This is a genomic window from Xanthomonas sacchari, from assembly GCF_024266585.1.
GTDB classification, from domain to species: Bacteria; Pseudomonadota; Gammaproteobacteria; order Xanthomonadales; family Xanthomonadaceae; genus Xanthomonas_A; species Xanthomonas_A sacchari_C.
Genome location: NZ_CP100647.1, coordinates 3,521,425 through 3,534,776, shown reverse-complemented (window position 1 = coordinate 3,534,776; position 13,352 = coordinate 3,521,425). Strand labels below are relative to the sequence as shown.

At 66.2% G+C, this 13,352-nt stretch carries 9 protein-coding genes; 3 read left to right on the top strand and 6 right to left on the bottom strand.

The features are described 5' to 3' along the window. Positions 1-239: 239 nt before the first annotated feature. Positions 240-3,005, bottom strand: a complete 2,766-nt coding sequence (locus NKJ47_RS14660; RefSeq protein ID WP_254458574.1) for an AAA domain-containing protein — start codon at positions 3,003-3,005, stop codon at positions 240-242. An 825-nt stretch (positions 3,006-3,830) separates the two neighbouring features. Here NKJ47_RS14660 and NKJ47_RS14655 point away from each other — a divergent pair. Beyond that, entirely contained in the window at positions 3,831-5,396 is a 1,566-nt protein-coding gene (locus tag NKJ47_RS14655) for a tetratricopeptide repeat-containing sulfotransferase family protein (RefSeq protein ID WP_254458573.1), read from the top strand. Positions 5,397-5,567: 171 nt separating this feature from the next. On the opposite strand, the gene NKJ47_RS14650 is transcribed toward NKJ47_RS14655, so the two are convergent. Both NKJ47_RS14650 and NKJ47_RS14645 read right to left on the bottom strand, forming a co-directional pair. Next, positions 5,568-5,951, bottom strand: a complete 384-nt coding sequence (locus NKJ47_RS14650) for a cupin domain-containing protein (protein ID WP_254458572.1) — start codon at positions 5,949-5,951, stop codon at positions 5,568-5,570. 272 nt (positions 5,952-6,223) lie between these two features. Continuing rightward, positions 6,224-8,983, bottom strand: coding sequence for a TonB-dependent receptor plug domain-containing protein (locus NKJ47_RS14645; RefSeq protein WP_254458571.1), 2,760 nt, complete (start codon positions 8,981-8,983; stop codon positions 6,224-6,226). 766 nt (positions 8,984-9,749) lie between these two features. Here NKJ47_RS14645 and apbC point away from each other — a divergent pair. Both apbC and dcd read left to right on the top strand, forming a co-directional pair. Continuing rightward, the gene (gene apbC / locus NKJ47_RS14640; protein ID WP_254461437.1) at positions 9,750-10,601 is read left to right on the top strand and encodes an iron-sulfur cluster carrier protein ApbC; all 852 of its coding nucleotides are present in this window, start codon (positions 9,750-9,752) and stop codon (positions 10,599-10,601) included. A gap of 130 nt (positions 10,602-10,731) precedes the next feature. Beyond that, positions 10,732-11,304: a dCTP deaminase gene (gene dcd / locus NKJ47_RS14635; protein WP_254458570.1), complete on the top strand. Its 573-nt coding sequence runs from the start codon at positions 10,732-10,734 to the stop codon at positions 11,302-11,304. A gap of 267 nt (positions 11,305-11,571) precedes the next feature. On the opposite strand, the gene NKJ47_RS14630 is transcribed toward dcd, so the two are convergent. Genes NKJ47_RS14630 through NKJ47_RS14620 form a run of 3 tightly spaced genes read right to left on the bottom strand, consistent with a single transcriptional unit; the run spans position 11,572 to position 12,846 of the window. After that, positions 11,572-11,739 (bottom strand): LiaI-LiaF-like domain-containing protein, encoded by a 168-nt coding sequence (locus NKJ47_RS14630; protein WP_254458569.1) that lies wholly within the window; start codon positions 11,737-11,739, stop codon positions 11,572-11,574. 28 nt (positions 11,740-11,767) lie between these two features. After that, positions 11,768-12,175: an HIT domain-containing protein gene (locus NKJ47_RS14625; RefSeq protein WP_254458568.1), complete on the bottom strand. Its 408-nt coding sequence runs from the start codon at positions 12,173-12,175 to the stop codon at positions 11,768-11,770. An 8-nt stretch (positions 12,176-12,183) separates the two neighbouring features. Continuing rightward, positions 12,184-12,846: a dienelactone hydrolase family protein gene (locus NKJ47_RS14620; protein ID WP_184643726.1), complete on the bottom strand. Its 663-nt coding sequence runs from the start codon at positions 12,844-12,846 to the stop codon at positions 12,184-12,186. Positions 12,847-13,352 lie beyond the last annotated feature (506 nt).

The following is a 13,352-nucleotide window of genomic DNA, read 5'->3' as shown; positions in this document are numbered from 1 at the left end:
CAACATCGGCTGTGCGTGCGAGAGTAATTCCTGCGTGGTCCAGGCGCTTCGGCCGGCGTTTATGTGTAGCGCAAGAATGCGCGTGCCGCAGTAGCGGCAGAACTGCAAGGCCGACGCTTCCGCTTTTCGCAAACCAATCGGGATGCAAGCGGCTGGGTTCCTTGCCTCGGTTTACCATGGCTTGGCGCGGTGTGCTGGAGGAAGATCGCGGAGCGGCGTGGGTGCGCGCAATGCGTGCATCAGCCGGAGGCCTCCGGCTCGACCGGAGCAGGGACATCGCGTTGCGGGGGCGCTTCAGGCGCCGGGCTCGCCCATCGGGCGACGAACGTGGCGATCTTCTCTTCGATGCCGCTCTGGACGGTACGCAGGCGCAGGAGAGGGATGCCGCTTTTGGCCAGGATGGCGTTCTTCAGGGCATCCCGTTCGGCCTGATCGGGACGATCGTGATAGCCGCCATCGACCTCGATCACCCCCGCCGGGATTTTTCCCACCCGGAAATAGAGGACGAAATCGCAGCTGGCGCGCGTCATGAAGGCACGTTCGCGTTCCGTCAAATCCGGGTTGCGCGGCGATGCGACCTGATCCAGCCTGATCTGGCCGTGGTACGACAAGGCCCTGCATGTCGGGGCGGACAATGCCTCCCGCAGCAACTGTGCGACGATCTGCTCGGATCTGTAGCGCGAATCCTCAGGCCGCAAGCGGGTGTTCAACCGCGCCAACGACTGGTCGTACTCGCGGTAAAGCAGGTCGAAGGCCGATACCACCGGTGCCCGCACGATCTGCGCGTCCTGTACGTAATAGGCGATGTAGCGCATCAGCGCGGCGATGTGGCCGTTATTGCCGGCGAACACCTCGTCGCCGGTCACCAGCGTGAAGCGGTGCTTGGCTCGCGACACCGCCACATTGATCATGCGCGGGTCGTCGACGAAGTTCAGCCGTTCGCGTTGCTGGTTGTAGCGCTTCTTGTCCAGCACGGTCGAGAAAACGATTTCCTCGCATTCCCGGCCCTGAAACTTGTGCACCGTGTCTTTGACGAAATCCGCAGGCAGGTGCTTGTCGGAAAGGTCGACCTGCGCCCGGAACGGAGCGATGAAGCCACGGCCGTCGCCGTCCATCCCGATGGGGTCGCCCTCGGTGTCGAGCAGTTTGAGCAGGGAGTCCAGTTCCCGCAGATTGGTGTTCTGGCGAGCGTGGTTGCCCCTGGCGGTCACCACCAGGCGCATGGGCGCTTCGCCGGTGTCCTGGGTCATCGGCACCAGGGCGTTGTCGTAGAACTGCTGATTACAGAACTGGATAATCCTCGGGTGGCAACGGTAATGCTCTTTCAGCAGGGTCCTGGGCAGTGCGTCCTGGAATACGCCGATGCACGAATCGAGCAGGCTGTAGCGCTCGCAGTCGTAGGCCTCGGCGGGCGCCGGCAGGCCGAGCGCCACCGGAATGTGCGCCAACTGGCGGCTGTCGCCGACCACAATCAGATTCTTCGCGCAGCCCAGTGGCAAGACGCCAGGCACGATGTCCTGCAGCGACGCCTCGTCGATGATCACGAAATCGAGGATCGCTCCCGGCGCGATCGAATTTACGATGGAGTGCGTGCCGCTGCCCAGGATCGGAAAACGCTTCAAGAAGGCATCGAAATGCTGTTGGTACGTGCCGGCATCGAAGCTGTCCGATGGCGGTGGCAGCCGTTGCAGATGCCGCTTAAGGTGGCGCATCGAGGCGGTTTTCAATTCATCCAGCAAGGCCTCGAAATTCCCCCGTGCCAACGCGTCGCGGCAGCTCTGCAATTCTCCCGCTTTGTCCTGCAGTGCCTTGTTGTAGTAGTGCATCTGTAGTGCATGGAACGCGGACAGCCGCGCATCGCCCTGGGCGAATGGTTTGGTGCGGAGGATTCCGAAATTGAACAGCAGCTCGACGCGGTCCTTCAGACGAATGCGCCGCTCGCCGAGATGGGCCAGGTAGGCCATCAGGTCCGTCGTCTCGCGCGGAGTCAGTCCATACCGGTCGAGCGCAGCGCCGGCCTGTACGCCATTGTCGGCCTGCCATTGCTGCAGGTAGTGTCGCTCGATGGTCAGCTCGTCGAGTTCGGTTTGCAATTGCGCGGCACGGTTATGGTCGTGCAGTTGTCGCTGGACGCTGGCCAGCAGGGCCTGAATCTCCTCCAGACTTGGCTCGGACTCGGACTCGGGTTCGCTGGATGGCCACGGCGCCAGATCGGCGAAGAAATCACGGCGGTTGTGCTGGTTGCCGAGTCTGGCGACCAGATGGCTCAAGCCGCATTTCTCGAGTTTCTCATAGATGTTTTCCACCGCCGCATTGTTGTTGGAAAGCACCGCCACCGTCTGTCCGCGCAGCAGGATATTGGCCAGGATGTTGAGGATGGTCTGGGTCTTGCCGGTCCCTGGCGGGCCTTCGATGACGCTGACCTGCGCTCGGAACGCCTGCTCGACCGCCGCGAGCTGGCTTTCGTTCAGGCCGAACGGATAGATCAGCCCCCGGCCTGGGGATTGCGTGCCATTGCACCCGGTGCAGTACGCCTGCAGGGCGGTGGCGGCACTGGCGGGAAGTTTCCCCAGCTGGGACACGACATTTTCAGCGATATGACGCTCGGTCTCAGATTTCGCGCGTTCGTGCCGTGCCTTCGCCACGTCGATGAAATAGCGGAAGACAGGCAACTCCCGCATGTTCGTCGGCGCGATCAAGCCAATGCCGTCCATCTTGAAGACGTAAGGCTTTTCGTTGTCCGGATAATGCACGACGGCATACCGTTCGCCGTAGACGGTCGCCTTGGCGATCGGAGTGACAAGCGTGCTGCCTGGCTTGGTCAACAGCATCTCGCCCAGCTCGCGGGTGGGAGAAACGCGGCAGTCGCCAAGCGGGCGCGTGTAGGTCTTCCCGGAGGGGTAGTAACACGTCAGGTGCAGGGCATTGTACTTATTGCTCCAATAAATCGCCCAGTCGCTGATCTTCGCGGTCTTGTCCTCGCCGCCCACATGGATCGATACCATAGGAACCTTTAGCTATGTGCGGACGGTCTCGTCCTGGTTTCGTCCCGGCTGTCGCATGCCGTCGTTTCTCCCATGTGACCTCATCTTGCCAGCATTCTGCTCTTGGCAGATAGACGGTTGCTGGGTTCGGTCGTGTGCCGGTCGCGTCGTGGACGCGTCATCGATCGACCAAAATGGTGGCATCGCTGCGAATTCCCCGGGCTGGTCGACGTCAACCCGACTCGGGTTCCTGCATCGTCAGGCTTGCGCGCAGGCATGCCGGAGCCGAACGGCCGGTCTGTGCGACACGTCCGTAGTCCTGCATCTTGCCCGGCGGGATGCGAGGTCCACGCGCGAATGTCCAATGCCGAAGCCAGGTGCGCCGTGCTGGGGGCCTGCACCGTCTCCAGGATGCCGGCCTGGGAGCGCGGCGACGGCCACAGGCAGGTGCGGGCCAGGGAAGCAGCAGCGTCACCAGCGGGCACTTCTATGACATCGCCTTGGATAGTGCCTCAAGCACTTGCGGCAGATTGAACAGCATGCTTCGCGGCGCCCGCGACCTGCCGAGGCGTTGCCGGGGGACAGGGCGCCTTGGGACGCTGTGGGGAACGTACAACGCCATGTCGGCGGCGACGTGACCGGGCCTGCCCGCCGACGATGCGCGATGGCGTTGCTGTGCGGGACCGGGGAGGGAAAAAAACCTGTCGCCACGCAGTTCAGGGACGGCCGCTTTCGTCGGATGCGTGGTCGGCGCGCGCGCATGCCGCGCTGCGGTCATAATCGGAGACCGCCGCGCGTGCCCGCATGCCGCCGCGGCCAGCCTTCCAGGGGAGATCGGGCGCATCCATGAGCGAACAGGTTCAGCTCTACAACCAGGCCATCGCCGCGCTCAACCGCAGCGAATGGGCGCAGGCGCAACGGATCGCGCAGCATCTGCTGCAGGCCTTGCCGCAGCATCCGGGAGTGCATTTCGTCGCCGGCGTGGCGGCGCTGGAGCAGCAGCAGATGCAGGCCGCGGCCATGCACCTGCACCAGGCCGCGACCCTGAATCCCGAGCGCGCCGACTACGCGGCGCAACTGGCGCGGGTGCTGGCGATGGGCCGGTTCCTGCAGGAGGCGCGCCGTTTCGCCGATCATGCCATGGCGCTGCAGCCCAGTGATGCGCACACCCTGGACACGCTGGGCGTGGTCTACAGCCAGGTCAACGAACATGCCGCGTCGCTGCAGGCGTTCGCGCGCGCGGTGCAGGCGGCGCCGCAGCAGGCCGGCTTCCGCTACAACCTGGGCACCTCGCTGCTGTTCTCCGGAAGGCTGCAGGAGGCCGAGGCCGAATACCGCGCCTGCCTGGCGCTGGAGCCGCGTTACTGGAAGGTGTATCTGTCGCTGTCGCAATTGCGCAAGTGGACGCCGGAGGACAACAACCTGGCGCTGCTCGACGCCGCGCTGGCGTCGGCCGGCGACGATCCGGACGCGGTGCTGTACCTGAACCTGGCGCTGGCCAAGGAGCACGAGGACCTCGGCGACTACCGCGCGGCCTTTCGCGGCTATGTGCAGGGCAAGTCGGTGCACAAGCGTGCGCGCGGCTACACCTCCGAGCGCGATGCGCGCCTGTTCGATGCCCTGCAGCGCACCTTCCGCGCCGACGACGCGCCGGTGGCGGGCTTCGAGAGCGAGGAGCCGATCTTCGTGATCGGCATGCCGCGCAGCGGCACCACGCTGGTGGACCGGATCCTGTCCAGCCATCCGCAGGTGCATTCGGCGGGGGAATTGCAGAACTTCTCGGTGGCGCTCAAGCGCCTGACCGGCACGCGGTCGCCGGAGATCCTCGATGAGGCGACGCTCAGCCAGGTGCAGGGGCTGGACTGGCGGGCGCTCGGCCGCGCCTACGTCGAATCCACGCGCCCTGGCACCGCGCTGAAGCCGCGCTTCGTGGACAAGCTGCCGCACAATTTCCTCTATGCCGGCCACATCGCACGCGCCCTGCCGAAGGCGAAGATCGTGTGCCTGCGGCGCGATCCGATGGACACCTGCCTGAGCAACTTCCGCCAGCTGTTCGCGTTGTCCTCGCCGTACTACGACTATTCCTTCGACCTGATGGACGTCGGCCGCTACTTCCTGCTGTTCGACCGGCTGATGGCGCACTGGAACGCTGTGCTGCCGCAGCGCATCCTGCAGCTCGACTACGAGGACCTGGTGACCGCGCAGGAGCCGACCACGCGCCGCCTGCTCGACTTCTGCGGCCTGCCCTGGGACGACGCGTGCCTAAGCTTCGAGCGCAACCAGGCGCCGGTGGCCACCGCCAGCGTGGTACAGGTGCGTACGTCGATGACGCGTTCCTACATGGGGCGCTGGCAGCGCTACGGCGAGGATCTGCACGAGCTGAAGGCGTTGTTGGCGGGGTTCTATCCGTAACTGGCGGACCGGCCACGCGGCCGGTCGCTATCCGTTACCGGTCGCTGCCGTGTCCGGCGCGCGCCCTTGCGCGTGTTTCGGGCGTGGTGCGAGGCGGGGAGCGCGACGTGCTTGCTTGCGTTGCGTTCCCGAGTGCGGCGACGTTGCCGCACTGCGCGTGACTGGCTTCGCCTAGTCCAGGTCGGTCTGGATCCAGGTCGGCGAGTGATGAGTGTCCATCGTCTGCAGGCGGCCCGGCCCCCGGTTCTCGAACCGGTGCGGCACGCCGGCGGGACCGAAGACCACGTCTCCGGCCGCTGCCTCGAGCGTGCTGTCGCCGACGAAGAACCGCGCGCGCCCGACCAGTACCACGAAGGTCTCGTCGTACGGATGGACATGGCGCGGCGGGCCGTCGCCGATCGCCTCGGGGCCGTAGGTCAGCACGGTGACGGCGCCGTGCCAGGGCGGTGGCGTATCCGGGTCGAACAGCCGTGCCTGTGTCGCCGGCCGCCCATCCGCTGTCGCCGGCCGCCCATCCGCGGCGAAGGTGGCGGGATCGAAGTCGCGACGCGGCATGTTGGGCATCTCCCTGGGACGTAGTGCGGCAGCGGATGCGCGACGAGGATGAACGCCTCGGCGACGACGGATGCGCTGAGCGCGATTACGGCATGGGCTGCCCGCGTCAGTGGCCATGGTGCCGGAACGCTGTCATGCGCAAATCGCGCGAGCCTGGCTGGGCGCAGGCTGGCCGGATCCCGCGCTTGCCAGCATGGGCGAGCGGGCCGCGAGTGCGAGGCAAAAAAAAGCCCACCCTTGCGGGTGGGCTCCGTGACTGCCTGCGTTCGTTCTTACTTGCCGAACGAGTAACGCATTTCCAGGTAGTACGCACGGCCGTACACATCGAAGTTGTATTCGTTGTACGCCCACTGCGCGCTGCCCGGGTAGGACGCGTCGAACGGCGGCATCTTGTTGAACACGTTGGTCACCATCAGCGACAGCTCCATGCCCTCGAACGCCTTGTAGGTCACGCTGGCGTTGTGGGTGATGTGCGACGGCAGCTTGCCGGCGCGCGGGGCCGCGTAGCCATTGGCGCTGATCGTGGCGGCGTAGTTCGGGGTCTTGTCGAACCAGTTCGCGTACCAGGTGGTCGAGAACTTGCCGATGTCCCAGGTCAGCGACGCGTCGGCCTTGCGCTTCGGATCGGTGCTCCAGTACGGATCGTTCAGCAGGTCCACCGGCTTGTCGCCCGTGTAGCGCACGTACTTGTGGCGCAGGTTCTCGCTGTAGCTGGCGATGGTGCTCAGGTCGCCCCAGCGGCCGAAGTCGTAGCCATAGCGGAACGAGGCGGTGACCGCTTCCAGCTTCTGGTTGGAGACGTTGACCTTCGGCGTGTAGATGCTGGTGATCTGGCCTGCGGCGTTGCGCGTGACCTGGGAGAACGTGGCCTGGCACAGCGCCGAGTTGGCATCGTCGATGCCGGCGCGGCAGCGGTAATCCTGCAGGCTCAGACCATTGGCGCTCTGCTGGGTGACCTCATCGCTGATGTCCCAGTTGAGGTAGTCGACGGTCAGCGCCATGCGGTCCACCGGCGACCACACGAAGCCCGCGCTCCACACATCGGCGTTGATCGGCTTCAGGTCCAGGTTGCCAGACTGCGTACCGAAGAACTGGCGGCTGGAGTAGGCGGCCGGGCAGTTGTCGGTATTGCCCGGCAGGTAGCCGCGCCGCGCGCACTGGTAGTAGTCGATGACGCTGTTGTAGTAGCCGCTCTTGCCCTGGTACAGGTCGGACAGGGTCGGCGCGCGGAACGCGGTGCCGTACTTGCCGCGCAGCAGCAGGGTCTCGAACGGACGGTACTCCAGCGAGATGCTGTACGTCGGCTTGTCGATGGTGCGGCCACTGGCCTTGAACGCATCGTAGCGGCCGGCCAGGGTGATGGTCAGCGGGTCGAACACCGGCATGCGCAGTTCCGAGGTCAGCGCGTAGCGATCACGCTGGCCGCCGCCGGCCACCGAGGTCAGGCCCCAGACTTCGCCGTTGAGGATCGCCGGCGCCGGATCGTAGTCCCACTTCTGCTTGCCGTACTCGCCGACCACGGCCAGGCCGGCGTCGCCGCCGGGCAGGCTGAACAGCTTGCCGTTGGTGGCCTGCACGCGAATCATGCCGTCGGAGGTCTTGCTCTTGTTGGTGGCATGGCCGGTGAAGCTGGCGAACTCCTGCTGGGTGATCGGCGAGTAGAACGCGGCGTAGTTCGGCGAGTAGACCGGGTAGGTGTCGTAGTACGGATCCAGGCCGAGCTGCGGACCCAGCACCTTGTTGATGAAGAACTGGTCCACGGCATTCTTGAAGCGGACGAAGTTCTGCTCCTGCAGCTTGTACTGGGTGTAGGTGACGCCGGCGTCGTAGTCCCAGTTCGACTGGCCGAGCTGACCCTGGGCGCCGAAGGTCACGCGCACCGAGTCGCTCTTGTCGCGGCTCATCGTGTCCTTGATGCCGTTGATGCCCATTTCCTCGGGCGCGAACGAGCGCTGCAGGTTGACCAGGTCGTCCAGCTTCGGATCGTAGTAGTAGCCGAAGTCGGCGCCGGTGCCCCACCACAGGTAGTTGGAACCGGAGTGGTACTTGACCTCGTCGTGGCTGTAGAGCACGTCGCCGTACAGCTGCACGTTGTCGTTGAGGTCGTGGGTGCCGTGCAGGTAGGCCTGCAGCGACTTGGTGCCGCTGTCCAGGGTGCGGTAGCCCGGGGTGTACTTGGAGCCGCAGTAGTAGGTGTCGCCGAAGCCCGGGCGCTGCTGCTTGGCGATGGTGCCGCCGAACAGGCCGGTCAGGTTGTTGCAGTTGTTCGGGTCCAGGAACTTGTAGCTGGTGAACGGGCTGTAGACCAGGAAGTCGCGGCTCGGCAGCTGACGGGTGTAGCCCTGGGTGTTGAACTGCTTGGTCTGGTCGCGCTGATAGGCCCAGATCGGATCCTTTTCTTCGTACTGCAGACCGCCCAGGATGCTGGTGCGGCCGTCGGCCGAGGTCCAGCCGTCGGCGAAGGTCGCGCGGAAGTTGCTGCCGCCGCCCTCGGAATAGCCGCCGCCGCGGATGCTGAACACCGCGCCGTCCATCTTCTTCTTGAGGATGACGTTGATCACGCCGGCGATGGCGTCGGAGCCGTACAGCGACGACTGGCCGCCCGGCAGGATTTCGATGCGGTCGACCAGGTCGATCGGAATGCCGCTGATGTTGTTGAAGGTGTCGCTGCCGTTGTACAGCGCCGGGTAGTTCGACATCGGGCGGCCGTCGATCAGGTACTTCACGTAACCCGGCGGCAGGCCGAACAGGCTCACCGTCTTCGCGCCCTGGGTGAAGGTGCCCGAGCTCTGCCCGCCCTGCACGCCGCCGGTGGCGAACGAGCTCTTCTGCAGCACGTCGGCGACGGTGCTGAAGCCGCGCGCCTTGATCTCTTCGGCGCTGATCGTGGTGACCGGGGTGGCGGTCTCGATCTCGGTCTGGGGGATCAGCGAACCGGTGACGGTGATCTTTTCCAGATCCGTCGCCTTGTCGGTCTTGCCGTCGGTCGTGGCGTCCTGCGCGAAGGCGGCAAACGCGGCCGGAACAAGCATGGCGGAGGCCAGTGCGGCACTCAGGTGGCTGTGCTTGAAACTAGGAGTATGACGAGCAGTCATCTTTCTGTGTCCCCGAAAATCAATCGATAAGGCGAGGGGCCTCGTGCCGCGACATGTGCCTTGAAAGTGGGATCGCATCCTGCGATCAACCCAAACGTAACACGGACTTAACGCCGTTTGTACATGGGGATCACTTTTTTCGTCTACAGGCGAAAAGTGCCGCGATCAGGCGGGGAACGTCGGCAAATGCTGGCTCCCGACGCCGATGTAGACAAGTTGCGCGTTGCTTTGCACCATCGCAGGGCATTGTTTGTACAGGTTTATGAACGCGGCGCTGGCGCCTCGGCTTGCGCTCCGGAGGGCCTGCGTCGACTGGACGGCGTCGGGGTTGCCAGTCATTCCGCCCGATCGCCGACGCACCATTTCGGTGAGTCAAATGCGTCATCGTGGGGCGGGGAGCGCGGACGGTTTTGCCGACGGCGTGGCGTGGGTTGATCCTGGCGCCTGTGCGGGACGGCGCCGGCGTCGATGCGCGAGGCGGGCGAACGGCGCGCCGCCGCCGTGCGCGGGCGCCATTTGCGCAACTTTGCCCGCGGTCGCGCCGGCGGCGGCGCGGGACCGCGCACCGGCACACTTGTATAGTCATGTGTCTGTGCGGCCCGCGATGCTGCCGCTCCCGGCGGCGCCCCCGTCGCGGTCCATGGTTCCTTTCGTCCTGCGCACGCCTGGCGTGCGCTGCCGACGCTTCCTGTTGAGTTTCCCGATGACCGAACGCCCGCGTCTCCCCGCCCACGCCGTCCAGCCCAAGCTTGCCCCGCACCCACGCATCCGCAACGTCATCGCCGTCGGCTCCGGCAAGGGCGGGGTGGGCAAGTCCACCACCGCCGTGAACCTGGCGCTGGCCCTGCAGCGCCAGGGCGCGCGCGTCGGCGTGCTGGACGCCGACGTGTACGGCCCCAGCGTGCCGGCCATGCTCGGCCTGAGCGGGCGCCCGGACAGCCCGGACGACAAGAGCATCGAGCCGATGCGCGCCTTCGGCATCGAGGCCATGTCGATCGGGTTGCTGGTGGACCAGGACACGCCGATGATCTGGCGCGGCCCGATGGCGACCTCGGCCCTCACCCAGTTGTTCGCCGACACCCTGTGGGACGACCTGGACTACCTGCTGATCGACCTGCCGCCCGGCACCGGCGACATCCAGCTGACCCTGGCGCAGAAGATCCCGGTGGCCGGCGCGGTGATCGTCACCACCCCGCAGGACATCGCCACGCTGGACGCGAAGAAGGCGCTGAAGATGTTCGAGAAGGTCGAGGTGCCGGTGCTGGGCATCGTCGAGAACATGGCGGTGCATACCTGCAGCCAGTGCGGCCATGTCGAGCATCTGTTCGGCGAGGGCGGCGGCCAGCGCATGGCGCAGCAGTACGGCGTGCCGCTGCTGGGCTCGCTGCCGCTGGCGATCGCGATCCGCGAGCAGGGCGATGCCGGCACGCCGATCGTGGCCGCCGCTCCGGAATCGGCCGCCGCGCAGGCCTACCTGGCCACCGCGCAGCGCCTGACCGAGGAACTGCGCAAGCGGCCGCGCGCGGCGATCCCGATCTCCGCCGCGCTGCGCTGAGCGGCGCGCGGCGTCTGCCGCGAACGCCCCACGACCGGCTAGAATCGCCGGTCATTGCGGCCGGCCCCTTCCGCCGGCCGCGTTCCCGGCGCGCAGGCTGCGGCCGCCGCCACCGGCATCAGGAACCCCCATGAGCATCAAGAGCGACCGCTGGATCCGCCGCATGTCCGAACAGCACGGCATGATCGCGCCCTACGAACCGGGCCAGGTCAAGCAGGTCGACGGCCAGCGCATCGTCAGCTACGGCACCTCCAGCTACGGCTACGACGTGCGCTGCTCGCGCGAGTTCAAGGTGTTCACCAACATCAACTCGACCATCGTCGACCCCAAGCACTTCGATCCCAAGAGCTTCGTGGACATCGAGGCCGACGAATGCATCATCCCGCCCAACAGCTTCGCGCTGGCGCGCACGGTGGAATTCTTCCGCATCCCGCGCGACACCCTGGTGGTGTGCCTGGGCAAGAGCACCTACGCGCGCTGCGGCATCATCGTCAACGTCACCCCGCTGGAGCCGGAGTGGGAAGGCCACGTGACCCTGGAGTTCAGCAACACCACGCCGCTGCCGGCGCGCATCTACGCCAACGAAGGCGTGGCGCAGATGCTGTTCTTCCAGTCCGATGCCGACGACATCTGCGAGACCAGCTACAAGGACCGCGGCGGCAAGTACCAGGGCCAGACCGGCGTGACCCTGCCCAGGACCTGACCTTTCGATGGCGTGATCTGGCTGGCGACGTTTCTGCCGGTGGTCGCGTTCATTGGCTAGAGTCGGGCTGTGTCACGGATGCCCCGCGCCGCGGCGCGCTGATGTAACTGGCCAAGCTCGGCTGCTGCCGCTAGCGACGATGGCCCGCGCCAGCGCCTGCTTGCACCAAGCGAGGGGGCGTCCCCCGTGCCGCTCGCGCGGCAAGCGGCTGGAGTGGGGAACCGCCTTGGCGAATCCCCACTCCCGAATCCCCAATCCCCGCCTTCGCTACTTGCCGCGCCCGAACAGCATGCCGACGCCGACCGCGACCAGGATCGCCGGCCACCAGGTGGCGATCAGCCGGCCCAGGCTCAGGTTGGTCCAGCCCAGGTTGTTGGCCAGGAACACCAGGCCGATCAGGATCAGCACGATGGCGGCGATCACATTGGATTTCATGGAGGCGCGGCTTCCGTAAAAAGGGCGCCTATCGTAGCCGCTGGCGCCAGGTCGCAACACGCGCCTGCAGTTCGGCGGCCGGCAGCCGCTGCGCCGCGCCGTTGCCCCACACCGGGCCAGGCCAGGCGGCATCGCCGGGATGCCGCCCCAGTACGTGCACGTGCAACTGCCGCACCACGTTGCCCAGCGCGCCGATGTTGAGCTTGTGCACGCCCGGTTCCTGCCGCAGCAGGTGCGAGAGCTGGTTGATCTCGGCCAGCAACAGGCGCTGCTGGCCGCCGTCCAGGTCGATCCATTCGCTGGCCTCGGCCACCCGCGGCACCAGCAGCAGCCATGGGAAACGTGCGTCATCCATCAGCCGCACCTGCGACAGCGGCCCGTCGGCGACGAACGCGCTGTCGGCCTGCAGCCGCGGGTCCAGGACGAACTCGGCCATGCCGCGGCTCAGCCCAGGTGCTCGGCCAGGAACGCCAGGCTGCGCTCGCGGGCCAGCTCGGCGCTGTCGGCGTCGTAGTGGTTCGGATCGACGTGGCGGTCGAAGCCGTGCCCGGCCGGGTACACGAAGGTCTGCATCTGCGGCAGCTTCTCGCGGTGCTGCTGGATCGACTCGGCCGGGATGCTGCCGTCCTGCGCGCCGAAGTGGAACAGCACCGGCGCCTTCGGCGTCTCGTCCAGGAACTGGGTGTTGCGGCCGCCGTAGTAGCTCACCGAGGGCAGGCCCAGGCGCAGCGCCGCCAGCAGCGCGACGCTGCCGCCCCAGCAGTAGCCCAGCGTGCCGACCTTGCCGGCCGGCGCCAGCGCCTGCGCGGCCGCCTGCACGATGTCCAGGGCGCGGTCGAAGCCCAGCGCGCCGACCAGTTCCAGGCCCTTGCGCACGCCGTCCTGGTCGTAGGCCAGTTGCGCGTCCTTCTCCACCGGATCGAACAGCGCCGGCGCCAGCACCTCGTAGCCGTGCGCGGCGTAGCGGTCGGCGACCTGGCGGATGTAGTCGGTCACCCCGAAGATCTCCTGGATCACCACCAAGCCGCCGCGCGGCGTGCCCTCGGGCAGAGCGTGCCAGGCGGAAACCTGGCCGTGAGCGGTGTCGAGCGTGGTCCAATGGCCCATGTCGGGGAGTCCTGTGGAGTGGGGGAGCGGCCGATTATCCATTGCCCGGGCTAAGCCGGGGTGAGCGGGCGCATACCCGGCCGCCGCCGCGGTGGCGGCCCCGGCCCGGTATACTCCGCGCGCTGTTTTTCTCCCAGGCCCTCCGGACCCAGGCCCCAATGTCTCTCGCGACCCCCAAAGTCGGCTTCGTCAGCCTCGGCTGCTCAAAAGCAAGTCTATTTATATCATGAGGCAGGATAGACTCCGAGACCATCGTGGGTGTGTTGCTGGGTTGGAAGTGCCACGATAGAGTTCCGCCTATTTCCGGGCGATCCAGTCACACTGAAGGTCGTGCAGTTGGACGTGACGCCGCGATCAATTTATAAGATGGCCTACGAGGCGTTGGGATCGTACTTTGTGGCGTCCACGGCAGAATTGCGGTGGTCCATCACTTTCCGCACCCATGGAAGCTGATGTCGATCAGCCTCCGTCGCGACTCTCGCTCTCAACCACAGGTCTCAGCATAA